This window comes from Streptococcus suis (assembly GCF_002964575.1).
In the GTDB taxonomy this organism is placed as follows: domain Bacteria; phylum Bacillota; class Bacilli; order Lactobacillales; family Streptococcaceae; genus Streptococcus; species Streptococcus suis_R.
On sequence record NZ_POQQ01000050.1, the window covers coordinates 42,456 to 65,967 of the forward strand.

Consider the following 23,512-nt stretch of genomic DNA (forward strand, 5'->3'; position numbering starts at 1 on the left):
AAAGATGGCTCTTTATTTAGTAACGAATTGCTTCTCTTGTTTTTTCGTAAGAACGAACAAATCGTTCTGTTACGCCAGGTTCAACTGTTTCCAAGGCAAATGAAATTTCTTCAAAGGCTGCTTGGTAGTCAAAATCTCGTTCGAAAATGTCTAGGGAACGATTGAAGGCTGCTTGAATTCCTTCATCAGTTGAACGATAACGGTTAGAATACTGTAGGAGTTGCTCTGTCAAGGTCGCGTTTTGAACGATGAGATAGGCAAGCTCTTCTAATTGATTCATATCGTAGGTCGCATTTTCCAACAAACGATTAACAACTTCAATGTTGATACGCTTGTAGTCCAATTCTGCAATCAAGGCTTCCACATGATCACTTGTTCTAAAGAAGTTTGTCAAGAATTCTGCTGGAATACCTGGCAGATTGCGTTTCTCCATATAGCGTTTGAGAGTGTGCAACTTATTGATATAAAGGGTTGCTTTCTTGCGCGCTGTACTTTCTGATACTTCTTGTGATTTGAGGTACTCAGCCAATACAATTTGTTCTTCTTCGATTTCTTTCAAACTAGAAAGCGAATGTTCCAAGCGTTCTTCCAAGATTGAGTAAGCCACTTGTGGTGTCTCAATCCCCTCAACACTCTCAGCTACGACGATTTCAATGGTTTCCAAACGTTTTTTCAGCTGGTTGATACGAGAAAGCTTGCTATCTGCCAAGAGGTAATGGGCATTCAAACGTTGACTTTCTTCATCCAAGAGCTTGGTATTTTGTACCACATGCTCCAAGAATTTTGGCAAGTTCTTGCTAATCTTATTAGCGGACTTATTCGCCTCAATCTCACGATTAAAGAGCTTATACAAGTGATCAATCTTCCCTTGAATACCTTCATTTTCAGCTTCTGCAGCATCCAAATCGAAGGAAACAATCAAAGCAGTATTTTCACGAATTGAAACGCGGATATTTTGGAATTGGGACTCGATATTTCCTTCTGTAAACAAGTAGTTTTGCTCCACAAGTTTACGATAGCCTGATTCCAAATCTTCCAACTGTTCTGGAAAATCCTTGCTCACACGTTCAATCAAATGAGGAATGCGATCCATAATCTGATTGAGGGCAATCATATGCTCCTCAGTCTTATCAAGGATTTCAGAAGCTTCAATCGGATCTCCAGATGAATTGAGCATAACAAACTCTGAGAACTCAACTTCAATATTCTTCAGTTGTTTTTCAAGTTCTGGCAGGGTTTCTCCAAAACTTTCAGAATTATCACGAACAGCGGCTTGTAGATTTTCAAACAAATCCAAGGCGTGTTTGACACGACCAGAGTTCTTCTCCTCTTGTTCTTTCAAATCCATCAAACCGTGACGGATAGAAGCAATGTCTTCTTCAATCAAGTCGATTTGGCTTTCAATGCTATCAATCGCATTTTTTGCACTGACAAAACGGAATGAATTGTTAAAGGCTTCTGCTTCAAAAATATGATTTTCAATATCGGCAAATGAATTGAGAGAAAGGTCTACCCATTTCTGATTCCACTCACGGAAGGAAACCTGACTTTGACCAATCAAGTGAAGGGATTTTACCGCTTCAACTTCTTCATTTACAGGGAGGTTAAATAGCTCTTCCTTGCGCTCTTCTAATGCAACCAAGAGGTTGTCATTGCGTTTGCGAACAATCAGGCAGGCTACATAGGCAACGATTAAGATAATAACAATCGAAACGATTAAGATGATTGTTCCTGTAGGCATGTAAATCTCCTTAGTTCATAGTAATTACTAGAAAATATCGCTTTATTATACCATAAATCTCTAGCTTATGCACTTGTTTTCTCAGTTTTTAAACATCTAATGTTGAATATACCGCATTTTCTTCAATGAATTCGCGGCGAGGTTCAACCTTGTCCCCCATCAACATATCGAAAATCTTATCTGCTTCTGCAGCGTCATCAACTGAAACACGCGCCATCAGACGATTCTCTGGATTCATGGTTGTTTCCCACAACTGATGGTCATCCATTTCTCCCAACCCCTTATAACGCTGGATGGTTGGTTTAGAACGTCCTGTACTATGTCTTTCTAAGGCTTCTTGCAATTCCTGTTCTTGATTGGCACCTGGTTGAATGTATTCCTTGATTTCACTTCCAACCTTAACCCCATAAATAGGCGGTTGAGCAATGTACACATAGCCAGCTTCTACAATCGGTCTCATATAGCGGTAGAAGAGGGTTAAGAGCAAGGTACGAATATGGGCTCCATCGACATCGGCATCGGTCATGATAACCAATTTTTGATAACGAGCTTTTTCCACATCAAAGTCCGCACCGAAGCCAGTCCCCATTGCTGTAAATAAGCTACGGATTTCCTCATTTGCCAAAATCTTGTCCATGCTGGCTTTTTCTACATTCAAAATTTTACCACGAATCGGTAAGATAGCCTGAAACTCACGATCACGACCAGATTTTGCTGAACCACCCGCAGAATCCCCCTCCACAATGAAGAGCTCTGTCTTGGTAGCATCGTTTGACGAACAATCCGCCAATTTACCTGGAAGATTGGAAATTTCAAGTCCTGACTTCTTGCGAGTGACCTCACGCGCCCGTTTGGCCGCAATACGTGCCTTGGCCGCAACAATCCCCTTATCCACAATCCGACGAGCAATCTGAGGATTTTCCAAAAGAAATTCTCCAAAAGCATCTGAAAAGAGTCTATTGGTAATTTTTACAACTTCACTGTTACCCAACTTTGTCTTGGTTTGGCCTTCAAACTGAGGACCAGGGTGTTTGACAGAAATAACCGCTGTCAGACCTTCACGCACATCCTCGCCCGTTAGGTTATCATCATTTTCCTTGAGGATTTTATTCTTCTTGGCATAGTCATTGATAACACGAGTCAAAGCTGTACGGAAACCTTGTTCGTGGGTACCACCTTCATGGGTGTGGATATTGTTGGCAAAGCTGACCACATTTTCATGGTAGCTAGTCGTGTATTGCATGGCTACCTCGACTGTGATGTCATCCATTTCACCCTCTGTATAAATCGGTGTGTCAAAGATAACATCCTTGTTTTCATTGAGGTATTCCACGTAGGAAGCAATACCACCCTCATAGTGATACTCTTTGGTTTGTTCCATTCCCTCACGTTTATCCGTGATAGAAAGATTGAGACCACGATTTAGGAAGGCAAGCTCTTGGATACGCTTGTTTAATTTAGCAAACTCAAACTCTGTCGTTTCAGTAAAGATTTCTGGGTCTGGTGTAAAATGTACGGTCGTACCCGTGCGGTCTGCTTCACCCACAACCTTCAAATCAGCAACGACTTCACCACGACGGTATTCTTGGAAATAAACCTGACCATTTTTATAAACATGGACATCCAACTGGGTCGAAAGGGCATTTACTACGGATGAGCCTACGCCATGCAAACCACCAGAAACCTTATATCCGCCTCCGCCAAATTTTCCTCCGGCATGGAGAACTGTGAAAACTGTTTCTACGGCTGGACGACCTGTTTTTTCCTGAATATCGACCGGAATACCACGACCATTATCCACAACAGTGATGGAATTATCTGGTTCGATATAGACTTCAATCTTGCTGGCAAAACCGGCCAAGGCCTCGTCAATGGAGTTATCGACAATTTCCCAAACCAGATGGTGAAGGCCCTCTTTAGAGGTTGTTCCGATATACATACCTGGACGCATACGAACAGCTTCCAGACCTTCCAAAACCTGAATCTGACTGGCATCATATTCCTGTGCTTTTTCTTGTAAATCTTTGATTTCTTCTGTCATTCTTATTCCTTTATTTCTAAGCTTTGCTCTAAAAAAATCACAACAATTCATCAAACAGCTGATAAAACGGTGAAGAAAATGAGCATAAAAACTCTACAATAGTACCCAACATTATACCATATTTTTCGTAAAATTCCCACCAAAAAAGGAGCTGAATTTCTTCCTCAGCTCCCTACTTTTGAACACTTTGCTCCGCTAATTTTTATGAACCATGACTTTTGCAAGGCCTTGACCATCGCCACCAAGCAAGTCAACCAATTTGTAAGCAAAGTCCAAGCTGGTACCTGCACCTCGACTGGTAATAATTGGTCCATCTACGACTACATTTTCTGCAAGATGAATACCAGTGGAAATATCCGCTTCTTTCCCTGGGAAACAAGTATAGCGACGACCATCCAGTAAACCAGCCCTATCAAGAACAATTGGGGCTGCACAGATAGCCGCAACGTATTTCTCATTGGCTACTGCTTTTTGCAACTCAGCAATCAAACGGTCATCATCGCGGAGATTGGTGGAACCGGGCATGCCTCCTGGCAGGACAATCAAATCATACTGGCTCAAATCCCCATCAAATAGACAATCCGCTTCCACCTTGATAGCGTGCGAACCCTCTACACGAATACTGGTTAAACCGACCATATCACACTGAAAACCAGCTCTTCGAAAAATATCAACGGGGGCTAAGGCTTCAATTTCTTCAAAACCATTTGCCAAAACAACTGCGATTTTTACCATAGTAACCAACTTTCTAACGTTCTAACGTAATTTTTCTATATTTGCGTGATCTCACTTCTTCTTTTTCATCTGCTAGATGCGACTGGTAACTCATGGACAGTACCAAACCAACCCCAATCAGATTGGATACCATTGAAGAACCACCTTGGGAAATAAAGGGAAGGGGAATTCCCGTTAAAGGCAATAGCCCCGTGGCTGCTCCAATATTTTCAAAAACATGGAAAAGAAGCATCATAATGTATCCTGTTGAAATGTAAGTATAGTAGCGATTATTGGATTTTAATGTAATCCGCAACATCCGATAAATTAGCAACAAATACAAGCCAATTAAGACTGTCCCACCGATAAAACCAAAATCCTCCCCAATAACAGTAAAAATCATATCACTTTCTCGAACGGGAATCAGCAGATTTGTTTTATTGAACCCCAAACCTTTCAATCCACCGCTACCGATGGCAATCAAACTTTGAGCCTGTTGATAGGTCGTTGATTGTGCGTGTTTGAAGGGGTCTAGCCAAGCTGAAATACGGTTGATTTTATAGGTGTCCATCCCCATATTATGCAGGAAGGTTGTTCCACCTGGAGATACAAAAATCAGCATGAAACCACCAACCAGGACCAAGACCGTCAAAGCTGTCGGCAGGAGGATTTTCCATGACACACCAGACAAGAGGACCATGCCACTGAAGATGGCGATAAATACCAAGGAAGTTCCCAAGTCACTTTGCAAGGCTAATAAAACCAAGACAGGTAGTGTAAATAGGGTCATATAACCAATCAACATAAAATCTTCTCGAAGACCTCGTTCAGTATGGTGCTTATGGAAGGTGACAATAACCCTTGCAATCATGACAATATAGGATATTTTCATAAATTCCGACGGCTGAAAGAGGGTCATTCCTCCAATGGTTACCCAGTTTTTCGCACCTGTCGAAGCCACTAAATCTGGACTATAGAAGAATAGGGGAAGGACCATCAAGCCTAGACCAAGCACGTATAAAAACGGTGTTATCTGCCAGAGAAACTTGGTAGAAAAGAACATCACCAGGAATGCTGCCACAATACCAATACCAATCCAAGCAACCTGCTGCCCCACCATTTGCAACACACTATTGGGATAGTCTTGACTAACCGCGATAAAAAGGGCTATGATCCCTGCAACCAATAAAAAAAAGACTGGTAAAATGAGAGAATAGTCCACACGACTATCTATACTTCCTCTGTATTTCATCAAAAACCTCATACTTTCATTTTTAAGAAACTCTATTCACCAGCAAAGTGCTGAACTGTGAATACAGTTCTAAATATAGCTTTTAACATTATAGCAAAAAAAACGAAAAGGCTCTAGCAGGAACAAAAAATCATCTGGATTGAATAGCAAATACCATAAATTTTTTATGCACCATTCAGCCAAAAACTATGTAAGAATACTAAGTGTCCTGTACTCATTTTCCTGCTAGCTTTATGAAAATTTTTTACTATTTGAAGCAGGGGCAACGATTAAAGAAGTCCAGGAACGACTAGGGCATGAAGATAAAAAACAACTATGAATATTTACGCTCACGTTACGGAAAATACAAAAGAAAAAACGGCTGAAAAGTTTGCCCAATTTTTGGGAATGTAACGCCAGCCGTTACCATTTCCGTTACCATTTCAAAAAGAAAACCATTCCCATAGCTCAGGAATGGCTTAAAATCAACGTTTCTAACGGTTTTATAACGCTGATTATTTGAGACCGTATTTTTTGTTGAACTTGTCCACACGTCCATCTGCTTGAGTGAACTTTTGACGTCCAGTGTAGAATGGGTGTGAGTCTGATGAAATTTCCACACGGATCAATGGGTAAGTTTCACCTTCGAATTCTACTGTTTCACTAGTTTTCTTAGTTGAACCGCTAAGGAACTTGTAACCAGTAGTTGTGTCCATGAAGACAACAGTGCGATATTCTGGATGGATATCTTTTTTCATTTTAAAAATTCCTTTCTGCCATGGTCTCTTTCCGAGCCATAGATTATAACCACTTAAGTTTACCAAAACTTTTTTCTTCTGGCAAGTCTTTTTACCTATTTTTCAAACATTTTTAACAGATTATAGGACAGAAGCTCCAGAAGCCAGGTCTGAGGTCACTCTTGCCCCAAATCCCCCTCTGGATGGGCTCCCCAAACTATCTGAGATTCGCTCCTTGCCTGCCAGTATTTTATTAGAAAGTCCTGATGTCACAAAAATCTTCCCATCAAGACCTATCAAGACCACCTCAATGCCATCCGTCTCTTCAACCACTTTAATAATCTGATCAATAGCTTGACCGAACAGTCTGGTCGTCCAAATTTCACCATCGACAGAGTTTTTAGACACAATGGTCACACTGGCCAGCTGACTCTGGATAGGATAACCCGTTTGCGAACTTAAAATGTGGTGGTAGGTCTGACCATCTACCGTGAGGCTACGTTCGTAAATACCAGAGGTGACAACCGACTCTTCGCCTATCTTGAGGACGAGGGCATTTTCACCCCGTGTTTTCTGAGGATCCTGAATACCAATTCGCCAGCAACCATCTGGATTATGCGGAGCCTGTCCAAAAGTCAAGACATTGCCCCCCAGGTTAATCAGTCCAGCCTCTACTCCAATTCTTTTTAGAAAATCAACAATCCTATCTGCTACATAACCTTTGGCTAGGGCACCCAGGTCAATAGCCATGCCTTCTTTTTTTAGATAGACGGTCTGCTCTCGGTCATCGAGTTCGATATCCCTTGGATTGATGAGCTGGAGTTTTTCTGAGATGACTTCGGGACTAGGGAGCTTAGCATCACTAAATCCAATCCGCCAGGTTTGTACAAGGGGACCGATGGTAATATTCAAAAAAGATCCCTGAGCCAGACTGTGTTCCTTGCCCAATTTAATCAATTCATACAGGTCATCGGCAACAGGAACTGCTTGAACACCTGCGTTTAGATTGACCTCCATCAATTCAGATGTCAAATCATTGGCAGAAAACCGGTCTTTATAAAGATAAAGCAGCTCTTCAACCTGATCCAAAATCGGTTCAGCTTCTGGATGCCATATTTTTGTTTCAATAATGGTTCCCATTAGACGAAGGAAACGGCTACTTACTTGCATTCCTCACGACCTCTTGAATTTCTTGGTAGATTTGCTCATTTTCGGAGAGAGAATAAGAGTTAGCACCGCTGGCTAGTGGGTGGCCACCGCCATCGTGGCGCTTGGCAATCTCGTTTATCGGAATGTACTTGCTGCGTAGTCGTACTCTATAGTTTCCGTCAGTTTGTTCCACAAAAATCCCCCAAGATTGTACAGTACCAATCCGTCCTGGAGCCCCAACGATAAACGATGTATCCGCATCGGTCACCCCGTATTTTTTGAGAATAGCTTGTGTCAAAATGACCCGTGCCGCACCGTGCTCATCGACTTCCAAGTTGTCGTAAACGTAACCTGTCAGCTTGGCAATCTTGAAATCAATGGTATCCATCTGGCGAGACATCCTTGCAAAGTCAAAATCTTCCTGACGAAGGCGGGCAACAATTTCAAAAGTGCGTGAGCTAGTCGCCGGATAAAGAAAACGTCCCGTATCGCCAACAATACCAGCATATAGCAGTCGAGCAGTTTCCCCATCCAATTCCAACTGGCTTTGAAGGCCCAATTCTGCAATCATTTCACTGCATGAGCTAGCCTCAGTATTGACCCAGAGCAGGTCACCATAAGGCTCTTCATTTGGATGGTGGTCGATTTTTATCAGGAATTCACCCTGAGTGTAGCGGTCATCATCCACACGGGCTGTATTGGCAGTATCCGTTACGATAACCAAGGCCCCTTGATAATCTTGGTCGGAAACCTGATCCATTTCTGCCATCCAAGCAAGATTCGGCTCATTGAAACCGGTCACCTTAATGGTTTTTTCAGGAAAATTCTTCTGCAAGAGCTTCTGTAAGCCAACCTGACTACCGATAGCATCTGGATCTGGTCGTTGGTGACGATGAATGATAATAGTGTCATATTCGCGAATTTTTTCGATAATTGTACTGTAAATAGTCATAGCAACTCCTTTTCATCATTTTAGCATAAACTTCCCCTTTTGAAAATGATGGGAGTATGGTATAATGAGATTACTATGTAATTTGGAGGAAATTATGGCACTAGCAAAAATTGTTTACGCTAGTATGACTGGTAACACAGAAGAAATTGCTGATATCGTCGCCAGTAAGCTAGAAGAGTTGGGTTTGGAAGTACAGGTGCACGAATGTACGACCATTGAAACAGAAGAAATCTTGGATGCTGACTTAATTGTCGTAGCCAGCTACACTTATTCTTATGGTGGTGATGGTGAGCTTCCAGATGAAATCGTTGATTTCTATGCTGACCTAGCGGACTTGGATTTGACTGGTAAGGTGTACGGTGTTTGCGGTTCTGGTGATACCTTCTATGATGACTTCTGTAGTGCAGTAGATGACTTCGATGTCATGCTGGGTTCACGTGGTGCAGTCAAGGGGGCTGAAAATGTCAAGGTAGACCTTGCTGCTGAAGACGAGGATATCGTAAACCTAGAAAAATTTGCAACTGACCTTGCTGCCAAAGTAAATGAATAATCAAATCAACCAGTAACATCTGTTACTGGTTTTCTTAAAAGGAGAAAAAATGAATCTAGATCATATCCGGGAAAATATTAACGCTATTGACAGTCAATTAGTTGACTTGCTTGAACAACGCATGAAGCTAGTTGACCAAGTCACAGCCTTTAAGCGAGCAACTGGCAAACCTGTTTTGGATACCAGTCGGGAAAATGCGGTTCTTGAACGGGTTGGTAACTTAGTCCAAAAGGACGACTACCGCTCAGCTATTCAAGCGACCTTTAGTGATATGATGGCCCAATCGAGAGCCTATCAATCTTCCAAGTTAGAGAATCATGAGCAATAAGATGAAACAAGCCAGCCAACTCCTTTTCTTTGCTTGCTTAATTGGAGTCGGTGCAGGGATTATCACCACATTCTTTGGGAAAATTCTACTAGGGATTGGTGACTTACGGTCTGAATTCTTTACTTATCTAATTCCCTTTCTACCACTTGCAGGGTTGGTGATTGTTTTCGTTTATCAAAAATGGGGGAGGGAAGTCCAAGCAGGTATGGGCTTAGTCTTCAAAGCTGGACAAGGGGAGAATGTGCACATTTCTCCAGTGCTCATTCCGCTCATCATTTTTACAACTTGGCTCAGTCATCTTTTTGGCGCTTCCGTTGGCCGCGAGGGGGTAGCTGTCCAACTTGGAGCCAGTCTCTCGCATTGGTTACAAAAACAAGGTTTCACACACTTGCCTAAAGACATGATCACGAAGATTGGTATGGCTGCAGGTTTTGCGGGACTCTTTCAAACACCATTGGCTGCTAGTTTCTTTGCCATCGAAGTCTTGATTGTTGGTCAATATGCTTGGACTAGTCTTCCCTATTGTCTAGTTGCCTCTTTCACAGCTTCTACTACTTCTCATTTATTGGGATTAGAGAAATTTTCGCACGCCATCGCGACTACCTCATTCCAGTTTACAGATAGTTTCAAATGGATCTTGATTGCCATCTGCTTCGGATTTGTCGGTAATCTATTTGCCTGGTTTTTGGCACAAGCAAAAAACATCTCAACTCGATGGCTTCCAAATCCTTATATAAAAATTGCTATCATGGGAGTTGGACTAAGCGTTCTACTTTTCTTCTTCCATCAGGGGCGATATGCTGGTTTGGGAACCAATTTAATTGATGTCAGTTTAGCTGGGGAACAGGTATTTGCTTACGATTGGCTACTGAAACTCCTACTGACCTGTCTTTGTTTGGCCGCAGGTTTTCAAGGGGGAGAAGTCACGCCACTCTTTGCCATTGGTGCAAGTTCTGGGGCTGTTTTAGCAGGATTACTAGGTCTACCAACTGAACTTGTTGCAGCCCTTGGCTATTGTGCCGTCTTTGGAACAGCCACCAATACCTTGCTGGCTCCGATCTTCATTAGTTATGAAGTATTCGGCGCCAATATCCTACCCTATGCCATTCCTGTACTTGCCATAGCTTATCTAATAAACAGAAAACAAACTATTTATGGGATGCAAGTGAGGTGAAGTAAGGGAATCATAGTTTGCCTCATTTTACCTCCTAGTCATATTTTAGACAAAACAAACCTTTGAAATCAATTAGCTATTTCTAGATGACCTTCAATTTCATCATTATCTTCTAAAATATAACTTTAAAACGCCCTAGAAATCTAGAGCGTTTTTGTATTAACATAAAAAACTAAGAATTTTACTTACTTTCCGTTTTCAACTTGTTTCCGAAAACAGAATAAGCTAACAATCCCAATCCAACAATATAAATTAGGTAACCAAATCCAGGAGTTCCATATTTATAAACATAAAATGGATTCCAAATTATTACGGAAGCTATTTCAATAATCGCATAGCGTTTTACATTGTTTGTATTATTTTGAAATAAATTTAATAGTAATAAAAATGCAACTAGACATATTACCGATGAAACGATAGGATGATCAGCAAAAGCTGGTGTCGCAAGCAAGAATTTATTCATAATATTGAATGGCAATAGTTGCGAAATTACCAACAACACATTAGCAATTACTAAAAGTTTATTTTTAGAATATAGTTCCACTAGTTTATGAAAATCAAAGTGGGTTGTGTGTACTAACTCTTCTTTTTTAATAAAACGATTGTACAAATAAAGTACAAAAATGATAGATAATATTAAAAGTACCAACCGAATGAAATGATATCCAAATAGAAGTTTGCTTGATTGTGCTAAATTTGTCGGCATCTCAAACAGACCAAATGTAAAAAATGACATTACTGAAGATGCAAAATTTCCAACGTTATTTGCAAAGGCAGCACTTTGTTCAGATTCAATAACAGCTATCGATATAGTGGAGAGAATATTTAAAATCAGAAAAGTATCAATGACTCGGAAAGGAATAAAAATCTTTTCATTTCGATTAATCAAACCAACAATTTCTATAACTGAGCAAACCAAAAATAATGGAGCTATGTTCACTTTTCCGTAGATGTTCAAATTTCCAATTTGAAAAGTAGCATCATACATTACATTAAAAAACGTTGAAATAATAAGCACAATCTGGCTAATCAAAAGAGCTTTTAATATTTTTTCTAATTTCGTTCCACTTGCATTAAAATTACTAGGCTGTAATTCCATAATATACTCCAAAATATTCCTATTATCTCATCCGTATCTCCCCTGCAGGAATCGAACCTGCAACTAATTCTTAGGAGGAATTTATTATATCCATTTAACTAAGGGAAGCTACTCTTCTATTTTACATCATAAAATAGAAGATTGCAAGGTCTGTTAGTCCTTACTGGATGTTCGATATTTTTCCATTTTCTTTTTAAATAGTTCGGCATTGCTGGGAGCTGTGTAGGAAATAGCGTTAGCTCCTGCTTCAATCACGCGACGAATGGATTCTTCAGTTGGACCACCTGTCGCAATGATGGGGAAGTCTGGGAGAACTTGACGGATTTTTTTCACCACGTTAGGAGTTTCTAATCCACAGGAAACGTTTAAAATATCTACGCCAGCCTCAATTCGTGATAACAAGTCTGCCTTCTCTGAAACGACGGTGTAGATAATGGGAATATCCGCCATCTTGTTAATTTCCTCAATGGTTTTAACATCCGTAGGACCATTGACCACAACAGCATAAGCCCCTTCTGACTCAGAAAGCAAACTCATATTGGCCGACCGCATTCCTGACGTTAGACCACCTCCAACACCAGCTAAAACAGGAACAGAGGCAACCATCATAACGCTTTTGAGAATGGCCGGACTAGGAGTAAAAGGATAAACCGCTAAAACCGCATCTGCATTATGATTAGCAATAATCGCCACATCCGTTGTAAATAAAACCGAGCGGATACGGCGACCATAAATACGAATACCACTACATTCCTTTATGATGTCAGGCACCTGCACAATATCCTGGCGTAAATCAGACAAAACAGCTGGAATAACTTGCTTACTCATACTCGACCTCCTCTATGTATAGTCTTTTAGTTTACTTTTAGTACTCGCTTCAAAGGTTCGGGGAACCTTTGAAGGCTGGAGATAGTGCGAACCAAGTTCGCCGCAAAAGAGCCGCAGGCATAACTCAATGCTTTCTAATTTCTAGGCATTGACTTGAAACAGTCCCCCAGACTGTTTCAATCAGGCAAGGTGAGTTAACGACGTAATAAAAGATAAACTAAATGACGATATATAGTAACAGTATAACATATTTTATGTAGGGAGATATAGTAAACATCTATTCTTGATCGCCCTTTATACATATAGATAGGTCAGATAGGAAGCTAGCTCTTACAAACAAAAAAGAAGCAACTTTCGCTGCTTCCTCCCATCTTAGCGACGGATTTCTTTGATACGCGCTGCTTTACCTTGCAATGCACGTAGGTAGTACAATTTAGCACGACGAACTTTACCGTAACGTACTACTTCAATCTTATCAACACGTGGAGTGTGGATTGGGAATGTACGCTCAACACCTACACCACCAGAGATTTTACGTACAGTGTACATTTCTGAGATGCCTTGGCCTTTACGAGAGATAACAACACCCTCGAAAATCTGGATACGTTCGCGGTTACCTTCGACAACCTTAGCGTGAACACGTACAGTGTCACCAGGACGGAATGAAGGGATGTCAGTACGAAGTTGACCTTCTGTCAAACTTTGGATCAATGGATTCATTTTATTCTCCTATCTTTGTCAATCATAGGTGCTTTTAAACCCAGCGGATAAACTGTATTTTTGTGCGTCCATTACACACAAAATAGATTATACTAAAATCCTCTTTTCTTGTAAAGAAAAATACTCAAAATATTGAAAAAAACAAGCGAACATTCGCCTGTTTTACAATCTTATTTAGTAGCTTTGTAAAACTCGTCTACCTTATTCCCACTCCTCAGCTACAAGGGCTTTGCTCCTTGTAGCACGGAAAGCCCGATTAGCTTTCCTAGAGGACTGACTAGTTTTTTCTCGGAAAAAAATCGTTTCCTCGAAAAAACGTCGCAGTAAGCTAGTAGGTTAGTTGCTGAGAGCAGCTTTGTAAAGCTCATCAACTTTGTTCCAGTTGATAATTTCAAAGAAGGCTTTGATGTAGTTTGGACGGACGTTACGGTAGTTGAGGTAGTAAGCGTGCTCCCAAACGTCCAATGCCAAGATTGGTTTCAAACCTTGCATGATTGGTGTGTCTTGGTTAGCAGTAGAGATAACTTCCAACTTGCCATCTTTATTGACAACCAAGAAAGCCCAGCCTGAACCGAAACGAGTTGTTGCTGCTGTAGTGAAGGCTTCTTGGAAGGCATCAAATGAACCGAAAGTCGCATCAATATCGGCTGACAATTCTGCTGAAATTTCTGTTTTTTCTGGTGAAAGCAATTCCCAGAAAAGTGCGTGGTTGAGGTGACCGCCGCCGTTGTTGATAAGGGCTTGACGGATGTCCGCAGGAATTTGCTCCACATCTGACAAGAGTGCCACCAAGTCTTCACCAATTTCTGGGTGTTTTTCAAGGGCAGCATTTGCATTTGCAACATAAGTCGCATGGTGCTTGTCATGGTGCAAGGTCATTGTTTCTGCATCAATATGTGGTTCCAAAGCATCGTAAGCGTATGGAAGGTCTGGTAAAATAATTGCCATTTTTGTACTCCTCTGTCTATATGATAACTTTATTGTACTCCATTGTGAGAGCCTTTTCAACTTATTTGTCTGACTAGTTGCTAGAAATTTTTAGTAAGGCTAGGTCAAATAGATAGTCCTTCTCAAAAACACCTGTCTTAATCTGATAGTCTGTTTCAATCAACAAGGCCACTACCTTTTTCAGAAATCCAATGGATAGGTAGCGGGAATCTCGAAGGGCAAACTTCACTTGGTAGGGATTAACCTTTCGACCTGTTACGTCAGACAGGTCTACCACTATCTGCTGCTCACTCTTACCCTGTTCTTTCAGAAGTTGAACCTGCAAATAGGTGCGGAATTGGGTCAGCATAATGGCGATCAACTTGATTTCATCCTCCCCCTGTAAGCGTAAGTCACGAACAAGTTGACGGGCCTCGTCGATGTTCGATTGGAGAACCATTTGTGTCAAATCAAAAATATTGTCCTGCAGCGTCTTGGGAATAGCGGCATCAATATCTGCCATCCTAATCAGATTTTGTCCCTTGTAAGACTGTAAAAAGGCTAGGTTTTTACTAATTTCTGCAAAATCAAAATTAGATTTGACCAATAAGTATTGAAAAACATCTGCCGCCATCTGCAAGCCTAGTTGATTGGCCTCTTTTTGAAAATGGTTCTTTAAATCCATTTCTTTCAACGGACTGGCTTCTAAAACAAGACCATCTCGTTTGAGGAGTTTGACCAGGCGACGCTTGCTGTCCAACTTACCTGGGGCTAGGATGATCAAACGGGTTGTTTCGACAGGATTTTCCAAATAAGCCTCAAACTGCTTGAGCTCGTCATCCGTCAAATGCCGCTTCTTATCCGTCGTCAAGTCTGCAAAATAATCCAGTATGACCACTTTTTCATCTGAAAAAAAGGGCAGAGATACCAAATCCAGATCAACCTGACTGTAATCAGCCTCGGACATATCAAAATAGGCAAAACCTAAATCTGCTGGGTCAAAATCGACCCGTCTTAACAGTAAATCCTTGGCAATCTGATATTGACCAATATCCTCACCGCATAAAAGGGTCAAGGAACCTAATTTTTCTTTTTTTAACTTCTCAATCTGTCCAATAATTGTCATATCATCCTCTATTTCTTCCTCCATTTTACCATAAAAAGACACCCAGCAGGTCACTGGGTGCAGACTAACTGAATTTTTTAGCAGTGGATGGAATCGTCAACTTCCTATCTTGCTGGCTTGTAAAGGGAACAAGTGGAGGACGTACTCTTTCCATGTAAGCCATCACTTCTTGACCATCTGGTGCCAACTGAAGCAAGGCATAAAAGGGGTCATGGTAAAAGAGGAAGATATAACCCTTTTCATAGGCTTCATGTATCCACTTGGTCTTAGCGGCAATACTATCCATGGGATAATCATCTACAGCCGCAACCCAAAGCGGATTGCGATGGGCATGGGTCAGTAGTAAATCTGCCAGGTGGATGATGGTTTCCTGCCCTTGTTTGAGCAATACAAGGCAATGCCCCTTGCTGTGTCCACCTGTCCTGTGCATTTCAATACCTGGAAGGATTTCAATGGAGGAAGCAAAGGTTTTGACTTGCGATTGAATGGCTTCCCAATTTTCCTTGAGATAGGTTCCACGAGTACGAGGATTTGGATAACGAACCTCATCCCACTCAATCTCATTGATATAGATGGTTGCATTTGGGAAGGTTGACACCAGCTGCCCATCTTTCAATCTGGTCAATCCTCCCGCATGGTCATTGTGCATATGGGTCATTAACACACCATCAATTTCTTCACAGCTATAGCCCAAGCTAGCCAAGCTCTCAACAACCTTATTTTCAGATAAAACCCCCAGATTTCGTCTAAGCTTGGCATCTAATTTTTCAGTTCCCAAGCTGCTATCAATCAGGAATTTCTTCTCTTTGTATTCAATCAAAATCGGGTCCGTCAAATCCGCCAGCAAACCATCTTCGGTCGCTGGATAGTATCTGGACCAAACCGCCTTGGGAACAGGCCCAAACAGGGTACCTGCATCGGTATATTTGTCAGCTCCCCGTAACCAAGTAATCCTCATTTCCCCAAATTCAAATTCCTGTAACATCTTCCCTCCCCTATCTGATGACCATTATACTATAAAATCCTTCCCTAAATCACCTATTCTTATTCAACTGGTGGACTATAGAACTTCCGTATTTCTTCGTAAATAAAATTTTCTGCCTCTCCCACCCGTTTACGATAAGGCCGACATAGCCAGATATTAAAGGGCAAAGCATCGCGAAAGCGCACCACAGTAAACTGACTTTCATCAATCAATTCCTCAATGCTACTCGGTAAGATGCTGATGATGTCATTTCCAGCCGTTGCAGCAACCAAATAATCCCAAGAAGATGACAAATGAAGCCGTTGGATAGTTACATTTTCATCTTTTAATTTCTGAGTAATATTGCTATAGCTGGTAAAGTTTTGATTAAAGGTAGTCATGGGATATGATTGCAAATCCGTCCATTCAATCCATTCCTTACCTGCTAGGGGATGGTCTTTATCCATAAGGGCAACGTACTCGTCCTTGTGGATGAGGTGCTGTTCGTATTTTTTATCATCGAGATTGGTTGGCTCAATAAGAAGGGCAATATTCAAGTCATTGTCCATAAATTTTTTCCATAAATCCAAGCCACCACCCTCAAAAATCTCTATATTGATGTTAGGGTAGTTGATGTAAAAGGTTGGCAGAAGCTGGGAAAAATAGGCTCTCAAAATCACGGACGGTACCCCTAGTCGAATAGTCCCTTGCTGTTTGGCCGCTTCTTTCTGAATTAAATCCTGCATTTCTTCATACCTAGCAATGATTTCTGTGGAAAAGCGGTAAACCATGCGACCTGCTTCCGTCAGACCATCCAAACGACCATTTTTCCGATTAAATAATTGAATCCCCTCACTCGCTTCAAAATGTGTGATAAATTGACTTAAAGCAGATTGGCTAATATGAATTTTCTTGGCTGCAAGGGATAAATTACATCTACACTCCACGATATTGATCAGATACCCCATTTGTACAATATCCATGCCCATATACTACTCCTCTTTAGGTAACTCCCTAAACAATCAAACTCTCCTCTATTAGTCTGGAAGAAATGACTACATAATTGACACAAACAGCTTGCACAACTGGCATTTTGTTTCCTCAGCTTCAGCCAGCTGTCTGAAAGTGTTTCAAAAACTCCACACTTCGTCACTCAAATCAAGAAAGTTCGACCCGATTTCTAAAAATATAAGGATTTTATAGAAGAGGTCACAGTAAAATACCTCTTCATTTTTACACGATTTTATTTATATCATTATATCATATGTTTGACTTTTTTGCTAACTTTTTATGGGGATAATCTCTATTTTCTTAGCAAATCCAGGTTTACAGTAAGACAAAAAGAAACGGACAAACCCGCTTGACTTTCTATAGAAAGCAAGTGTGTTTATCCGTTTTTTATAGTAATACTGGGAGGGGTAAATTAGCTTCCTACTTACTCTGCTTTCTTGCGACCTAGCCAGAAGCCTAGACCTAATGAAGCTAACAAGAAGCCAAAAATATTTAGACTATTATGACTTTGACCTGTTTCAGGGAGGCGAGAAGAGCTGGACATTGAGGAAGTTGCACTTGTCAGGCTTCTAACCTGTTCTTCCTTCTGTTGGTGAAAGACTACTTGCTGTTGCGCTAATCTTGGTTTAGGCTGGACTTGAGCTAACTCAAGTTGCGACAGGGATATTTCTGGCAATTCTACAGTCAGTCCAGCTCCCTTGGCCGTCACTAATGGTGGTAAAACACCGACTGGCAAGCTGTGTTGAACACTACTTCCCTTGGCGGTAACGATTGCGGGGAGAACACCTGCTGGCAAGCTGTGGTGAACGCCACTTCCCTTAGCAGTAACGATAGCAGGGAGAACACCCGCTGGCAAGCTATGTTTGACACCACTTCCCTTGGCGGTAACGATAGCAGGGAGAACACCCGCTGGCAAGCTGTGTTTGACACCACTTCCCTTGGCAGTAACGATAGCAGGGAGAACACCCGCTGGCAAGCTATGTTTGACACCACTTCCCTTGGCAGTAACGATTGCGGGGAGAACGCCTGCTGGCAAGCTGTGGTGAACGCCACTCCCCTTGGCAGTAACGATAGCAGGGAGAACACCCTCTGACAAGCTATGTTTGACACCCTTGCCATGTTCTGTAAAGAGAATATAAAGAGGAACGGCTACTTCTTCTTGACTAAGGTCATCATAAACAACTCGAACTGTGACAGTGTGGTCCCCACTGGTCTGTGGAAGAGTACCTAACACTTCCAAATCAACCTGACCAGCTTCGGTTGGCAGACTGATTTGCTTCAAGATTTCTGCCGTGGTCGCCTCACTAGTGCTAGTTGGTAGGACTTGGGCAGAGCCTGTAACCTGTGCTTGATAGAGATCAGCTTTAGGAAGAACACCGACTGGCAAGCCATGTTTGACACCCTTGCCATGTTCTGTAAAGAGAATATGAAGGGGAACGACTACTTCTTCTTGACTAAGGTCATCATAAACAACTCGAACTGTGATAGTGTGGTCCCCACTGGTCTGTGGAAGAGTACCTAACACTTCCAAATTAACCTGACCAACATCACTTGGTAGACTGATTTGCTTCAAAATTTCAGTCTTGGTCGCTTCACTAGGGCTAGTTGGTAGGACTTGGGCAGAGCCTGTAACCTGTGCTTGATAGCGATCAGCTTTAGGAAGAACACCCGCTGGCAGGCTATGTTTGACACCCTTGCCATGTTCTGTAAAGAGAATATGAAGAGGAACGACTACTTCTTCTTGACTAAGGTCATCATAAACAACTCGAACTGTGACAGTGTGGTCGCCACTGGTCTGTGGAAGAGTACCTAACACTTCCAAATTAACCTGACCAACATCACTTGGTAGACTGATTTGCTTCAAGATTTCTGCCGTGGTTGCTTCACTAGTACTAGTTGGTAGGACTTGGGCATTGCTTGTAATTTGTGGCTGGAAACGACTTGCTTTTGGCAGAATCAAAACTACTGGAATCTCAATCGTTTTACTGCTAGTAATAGTAGCCAGCACCGTCCTGTCAAAGTTTGGATCCAACTGGTAGCTACCCTCTGGTGCGCTAGGCAAATCATTCTCGACACCTGTGATAGACTGCCCATCATCAACCTGTACCTGTTTCTCTTTTAACAAGAGACCTGACTGAGTAAAGTGCAGGGTTACTGTATGAACTTGTGGTGCCTGAGTCGGCTCTACCAAACGGTAAACTAGTCCATCCTTGATCAAGTTAAAACGATTGAACCCATTCTCCAAAGTAATACGTGCAGCAGGAGAAAGCATGCCCTCAACCATTACGTATTCCTTGTTTACATTCTGAGCTAAGTCCTGTTCAAAGCCTCTAACAAGCACTCCAACTTCCCCATCAATATCTCCTGTTACGTTGAGACTAGATGCTGCTGGAATGATGACGGTTCCTTGCCCAGATAGACTACCCAGTCTAACTGGATCATTGGCAATGGTCAACTGAGTCCCTGATTCTAGTTCTAGACCAGTCGAGATTTCAGATACCTGATTAGCTAAACTAACATCCGCCTTATTGACCAATTCAAGCGTTTGGATGTTCTGTAGGTTTAGTCCGTAGATGCGTGCAGTATCAATCACAACTGTATTATCCCAACTTCCGTTACCGTCAATTGACTTCAGACTGCTAGATTTTGATGTGACCAAAACTGGCTCCGTCACATCTTCTCCATTGACACCTGACAATTTGATGCCTTGGTCTACGCTAACAAAATCCGACAGGATAGAAATGGTTACTGGAATGTTACTTACTGAATCAGCATTTCCTGCATAAATGGTGTTAAACCGTGTGTCTGAATTTCCATTAAGAATGGTAATTTTCCCATGACTGCCTGCTGGTTGACCTGAACGCGAACCGGCAACTAGAGTGGGACGTAAGTCACTTTGCGCCTGACTCATTGTTGTAGATACCTGATCCAAGGTCAAGTGATAGCCATTGGCATAAATATTGGGTTGTTTACTACCATCTGCTAACATATTTAATGTTACATGAGCAAAGGTTACATCAGCCCCCAGCTCCACATCAGGTCCACGGAAGCTTAAACGATGGCCTTGACCATCAATGGTGACAGACTTATCAAGACGGAAAGGCATGTCCTGACGATGCATGATATTATCAACAAGCTTGATTCTATCCCCGTTTTTTGCTTGGGCAAGAGCGTAGGATAGACTCTGGTAAGGACTATCAAGAGTGCCGCGACCATCTTGAGATTTCTCATCTCCCTTGGTTACATACAGATCACGCGCTACTTGTTCCTGATAAATGCTAGTACGGAATTCATTTGTATCTTTCAAATAAGCCTGGAAGATGCTCTTTTTCAAGTCTTGAACAGCCGAAACCCTGGTGGACAAGGGAACCTTATTAGCAGCATTACTTTTCAGTTGTTCTAAGTCTTTGGCAATCGCTTCGTCCATTTTACTTTGAATCGCAGCAAAATCACTGGCTACACTAGTCGGTTTTAGTTCAGACACCTTGGCAATGCGGCGATTAAACATAGCCTTCTTAAAGGTTGCTAAATTCCCATCGAATTCAGGCATAATGGCAGTAAGAGCTTCCTTGTCATTGGCATGTTGATCCGATACATAGGCCACCATACCTTTTTCATAGCCGTATTCACCTAAAATTTCATAGGCATTTCGCTTAAAGCTAATATCACCTCCGCTACCCGTATCATTTTGAAGGGCAGCATAAATCGGTTCAAAGAGCGGAATAGTATAGTAGGAGTTCGTACGGGCTGTTCCTCTGGTTTCCATGCCATTAAATTTGTAGCGTCCCGAAATCAAGCCTTGATCTACAAAATCAGCGATCGTCTGTAAGTTAGCAGCTGAAGTCGAATCAATGGAGTTTACAAGTTCAGTCGTTTTTCCACCACCATTATTGGCTGGATTTGGAATAAGACTAATCTTATTGAGCAAAACAGCCCTATCAGCAGCAGTATGTTTCAAAATAGACTGAGCCTCAGCGTAGTCTAAGGTATAGATCACATCCAAGATTCCCTGCATATAGGTTTTCAAGTCTGCAGAAGTTTGGAAACGACTTGGATGGCTATTTTGAGTTCTATCGCCCGAAATAGTATAGGCAGTATTGAGGTTAAAAATCGGATCCGAAGTCGGTGATGCAGACATATTCATCGATTCAAATAACCCTCTCGCAAATACTTCCTGCAACTGATCTGGTCGACGACCATGCCCATTTAACCAAACGGTCTTATCCAACATGTGTGTCAACTCATGAGTGTAGACAGCATGGCCATCATTGGTTAATGACTTATAGAGGAAATTGTTCATACTGTTGGTCCCATTGGCTTGACCACCTGCACGAACAAAATTGATATAAAGATTCATGGGACCGATAAATTCCTGCACTCCTGTCAAGGCTTTCGGACCTGATTTAGGCGACCACAATTGTTCTGCAGAAGCCCTTCCAGTTGAATAGGCCTGCAGTGAGTCGGTCACAATAATCGGCTCATGAATTTTTAATCGTTCACTCTGCTCACTAATACGATACCAAAAATCCAAAAAAGCTTGTTGGTGAGCTGCGTAGTCTGCTATTTGTGTTTTTAGAGCAGCACGTTGACTATCGTTTTTTTCAGCTAGATAGGTATCTACCGCACCATAAGTGATGGTATTTGTCGTACTAATGGCATAAAGTGAATCATCACTCAGGTTCAGAAGAGGCAAAATATGATTCTGCCACCGCTGGCTATCTCGCAGGGTGGTGTAGAGTTCTGTTTGCCCATGCGGACTACTAGCTTCTGCAATATAAGCCTTAGAAGTATCTTTAAACCAAGCTGATACATCTTCTTGTCCCGTCCATCGTGGCACTTGACTTTCAATAAACTGAATCGCATCAGCATGATTGGTAATCGAGCTTAGTTTTCGTTGGTAGGTCACCAAGTTGTTTCTCAACTCCAAATCAGCATAAGCCAAATCGCCTATCGCCAATAAATTGGTCAAGGGGTCACTGCTATTTCCAAACACTTCTGGATGGTACAAAATGAGGTCTTTGGCTGAAAAATTACCAAATTGAAACCCATACTGACGGTCAAGATAGGTCAAGCCAAGCAAAATCTTTTCTTTGTTTGCTTTGATTGTATCAGCATTTACTGTAGTCGTTTTTTCAAAAACACCTGCCAAAATACTATCCAAATTTGTCTGAACAGCATTAAAGCTATCCCGCATATCTAACTGGTTCATATAAACCTGTCGCTTACGCTGGGTCATTTCTTCATTTGTTAGAGCTTTACCACCATTTTCCTTTTTTAGAGCTTGCTCCAACAGTATTTTCTCTAGTGGTCTCTCTGAGTGATTCAAACGCTCATACAAGCTCTCATAGTTAACTGCCTTCAATTCAGGAGATACTGCGCCAACCAGTTCTGAGACATTTTGACCATTCTTTATTCTTGGGAGATTAGCTGCAGTAGCTTCTTCAATTTGACTGGTTCCATCTGCAAATACTGTTTGTAGCTTGACAGCCGATTGATTGGTCAAAGAAGTTACCAGCTTTCCATTGGCATCTAGCGGTAATTTAGCCAACTCCTGAGCTGCCACACTGCGTACTCTTCGTGCTGAACGTAGCACAGGTTGAACGACTTCTTCTACTGCTTGGTCAGTCGAAGCTGCTTCTCCTGCTGCTGTTTCAGTTGGTTGAACTGCTTGAGTAGCCTCGTCCCTTGAACCTGCTGGTTCTTGTGCCGTTTGAATAGTCTCTAGTTCTACTGGCTCAATAATTTGATGAGAATTCTCGGCTGGGAGAGTATTCTCATTTACCGGCTCCACTGCTGGCTGCTCTTGCCCTGCTTCTGCTGGAAGTGCTGCTTGGGGTGCTGAAAGGTCTTGAGAGACCACTTCCTTCTGAATAGCTGGTTCTGCTTCTACAAGCTGGCTTTCTTGAGCTGGGTTCTCCTGTGTGGCTTCGTTTAGTGAGGAAGCAACGGTTTCTGGAGTTTGAACAGCTACCTCATTGGTTGCCAGCTCTTGACTTGGCTCATCTGTTACTAGCTGACTAGTTTGTTGACTACTAGCAGGCACTTGACTTACCTCTTGCGCAGCCGCAACCTGCCCTCCAAGGACGCTAAAGCTAATGGCCAGAGCAACTGACACGACACCGATGGAAAACTTACGTATACCAAAATGGTGCTTCTTTTGTAAAAAATGTAAATTCATTAAAATATAGTCTCCTTTTGAGTTAAATAAACACTCTACTAC

General features: G+C 41.9%; 18 protein-coding genes, 1 tRNA gene and 1 pseudogene. 4 read left to right on the forward strand and 16 right to left on the reverse strand.

Features of this window, described 5'->3' with window-relative positions:
• Positions 1–16: 16 nt before the first annotated feature.
• The 4 genes from ezrA to C1E58_RS06950 all read right to left on the reverse strand — a co-directional run bounded on the left by ezrA (position 17) and on the right by C1E58_RS06950 (position 5,760).
• Positions 17–1,741, reverse strand: a complete 1,725-nt coding sequence (gene ezrA / locus C1E58_RS06935) for a septation ring formation regulator EzrA (protein ID WP_105209855.1) — start codon at positions 1,739–1,741, stop codon at positions 17–19.
• An 88-nt stretch (positions 1,742–1,829) separates the two neighbouring features.
• Positions 1,830–3,782, reverse strand: coding sequence for a DNA topoisomerase (ATP-hydrolyzing) subunit B (gyrB, locus tag C1E58_RS06940; protein WP_105113231.1), 1,953 nt, complete (start codon positions 3,780–3,782; stop codon positions 1,830–1,832).
• A 195-nt stretch (positions 3,783–3,977) separates the two neighbouring features.
• Positions 3,978–4,517, reverse strand: a complete 540-nt coding sequence (locus C1E58_RS06945) for a DJ-1 family glyoxalase III (RefSeq protein ID WP_105209856.1) — start codon at positions 4,515–4,517, stop codon at positions 3,978–3,980.
• Between the two features lie 13 nt (positions 4,518–4,530).
• The gene (locus C1E58_RS06950) at positions 4,531–5,760 is read right to left on the reverse strand and encodes an FtsW/RodA/SpoVE family cell cycle protein (RefSeq protein ID WP_105113233.1); all 1,230 of its coding nucleotides are present in this window, start codon (positions 5,758–5,760) and stop codon (positions 4,531–4,533) included.
• Positions 5,761–5,992: 232 nt separating this feature from the next.
• On the opposite strand from C1E58_RS06950, the pseudogene C1E58_RS12010 reads away from it, so the two are divergent.
• Positions 5,993–6,141: pseudogene (locus C1E58_RS12010) on the forward strand (tyrosine-type recombinase/integrase); the annotation flags it as partial.
• Between the two features lie 101 nt (positions 6,142–6,242).
• Here C1E58_RS12010 and C1E58_RS06955 read toward each other — a convergent pair.
• The 3 genes from C1E58_RS06955 to C1E58_RS06965 all read right to left on the reverse strand — a co-directional run bounded on the left by C1E58_RS06955 (position 6,243) and on the right by C1E58_RS06965 (position 8,565).
• The gene (locus tag C1E58_RS06955; protein WP_029177151.1) at positions 6,243–6,485 is read right to left on the reverse strand and encodes a type B 50S ribosomal protein L31; all 243 of its coding nucleotides are present in this window, start codon (positions 6,483–6,485) and stop codon (positions 6,243–6,245) included.
• Between the two features lie 120 nt (positions 6,486–6,605).
• The gene (locus tag C1E58_RS06960; RefSeq protein ID WP_105209857.1) at positions 6,606–7,634 is read right to left on the reverse strand and encodes an FAD:protein FMN transferase; all 1,029 of its coding nucleotides are present in this window, start codon (positions 7,632–7,634) and stop codon (positions 6,606–6,608) included.
• Positions 7,621–8,565 carry a DHH family phosphoesterase gene (locus C1E58_RS06965; RefSeq protein WP_105145118.1) on the reverse strand — a complete coding sequence of 315 codons (945 nt, stop codon included), beginning with the start codon at positions 8,563–8,565 and terminating at the stop codon, positions 7,621–7,623. The genes C1E58_RS06960 and C1E58_RS06965 overlap by 14 nt, the downstream gene beginning before the upstream one ends.
• A 94-nt stretch (positions 8,566–8,659) precedes the next feature.
• Between C1E58_RS06965 and C1E58_RS06970 the strand changes: the two genes are divergently transcribed.
• From C1E58_RS06970 to C1E58_RS06980, 3 genes are read left to right on the forward strand one after another with little or no spacing between them, the layout of a single operon-like run.
• Positions 8,660–9,115, forward strand: a complete 456-nt coding sequence (locus tag C1E58_RS06970) for a flavodoxin (RefSeq protein WP_105117408.1) — start codon at positions 8,660–8,662, stop codon at positions 9,113–9,115.
• 49 nt (positions 9,116–9,164) lie between these two features.
• Positions 9,165–9,443, forward strand: coding sequence for a chorismate mutase (locus C1E58_RS06975; RefSeq protein WP_105209858.1), 279 nt, complete (start codon positions 9,165–9,167; stop codon positions 9,441–9,443).
• Complete coding sequence (locus C1E58_RS06980) at positions 9,433–10,617, forward strand: chloride channel protein (protein ID WP_105117203.1); 1,185 nt, start codon at positions 9,433–9,435, stop codon at positions 10,615–10,617. Before C1E58_RS06975 ends, C1E58_RS06980 begins: the two co-directional genes overlap by 11 nt.
• Before the next feature lie 181 nt (positions 10,618–10,798).
• Here C1E58_RS06980 and C1E58_RS06985 read toward each other — a convergent pair whose 3' ends face one another.
• From C1E58_RS06985 to C1E58_RS07025, 9 genes are all read right to left on the reverse strand, one after another.
• On the reverse strand, positions 10,799–11,716 hold the full coding sequence (locus C1E58_RS06985; protein ID WP_105113239.1) for a hypothetical protein: 918 nt from the start codon (positions 11,714–11,716) through the stop codon (positions 10,799–10,801).
• A 36-nt stretch (positions 11,717–11,752) separates the two neighbouring features.
• A tRNA-Arg gene (locus tag C1E58_RS06990) sits at positions 11,753–11,824 on the reverse strand.
• A gap of 45 nt (positions 11,825–11,869) precedes the next feature.
• Positions 11,870–12,544 carry a hydrolase gene (locus tag C1E58_RS06995; protein WP_105113240.1) on the reverse strand — a complete coding sequence of 225 codons (675 nt, stop codon included), beginning with the start codon at positions 12,542–12,544 and terminating at the stop codon, positions 11,870–11,872.
• A 372-nt stretch (positions 12,545–12,916) separates the two neighbouring features.
• On the reverse strand, positions 12,917–13,264 hold the full coding sequence (gene rplS, locus C1E58_RS07000) for a 50S ribosomal protein L19 (protein WP_011921928.1): 348 nt from the start codon (positions 13,262–13,264) through the stop codon (positions 12,917–12,919).
• A gap of 336 nt (positions 13,265–13,600) precedes the next feature.
• Positions 13,601–14,212: a superoxide dismutase SodA gene (gene sodA, locus C1E58_RS07005; protein ID WP_105209859.1), complete on the reverse strand. Its 612-nt coding sequence runs from the start codon at positions 14,210–14,212 to the stop codon at positions 13,601–13,603.
• A gap of 73 nt (positions 14,213–14,285) precedes the next feature.
• Complete coding sequence (holA, locus tag C1E58_RS07010; RefSeq protein ID WP_105209860.1) at positions 14,286–15,317, reverse strand: DNA polymerase III subunit delta; 1,032 nt, start codon at positions 15,315–15,317, stop codon at positions 14,286–14,288.
• A gap of 64 nt (positions 15,318–15,381) precedes the next feature.
• On the reverse strand, positions 15,382–16,302 hold the full coding sequence (locus tag C1E58_RS07015; protein WP_105209861.1) for an MBL fold metallo-hydrolase: 921 nt from the start codon (positions 16,300–16,302) through the stop codon (positions 15,382–15,384).
• A 59-nt stretch (positions 16,303–16,361) separates the two neighbouring features.
• Positions 16,362–17,264, reverse strand: coding sequence for a LysR family transcriptional regulator (locus C1E58_RS07020; protein WP_105209899.1), 903 nt, complete (start codon positions 17,262–17,264; stop codon positions 16,362–16,364).
• Between the two features lie 452 nt (positions 17,265–17,716).
• Complete coding sequence (locus C1E58_RS07025; protein WP_105209862.1) at positions 17,717–23,470, reverse strand: ZmpA/ZmpB/ZmpC family metallo-endopeptidase; 5,754 nt, start codon at positions 23,468–23,470, stop codon at positions 17,717–17,719.
• Positions 23,471–23,512: the final 42 nt, after the last annotated feature.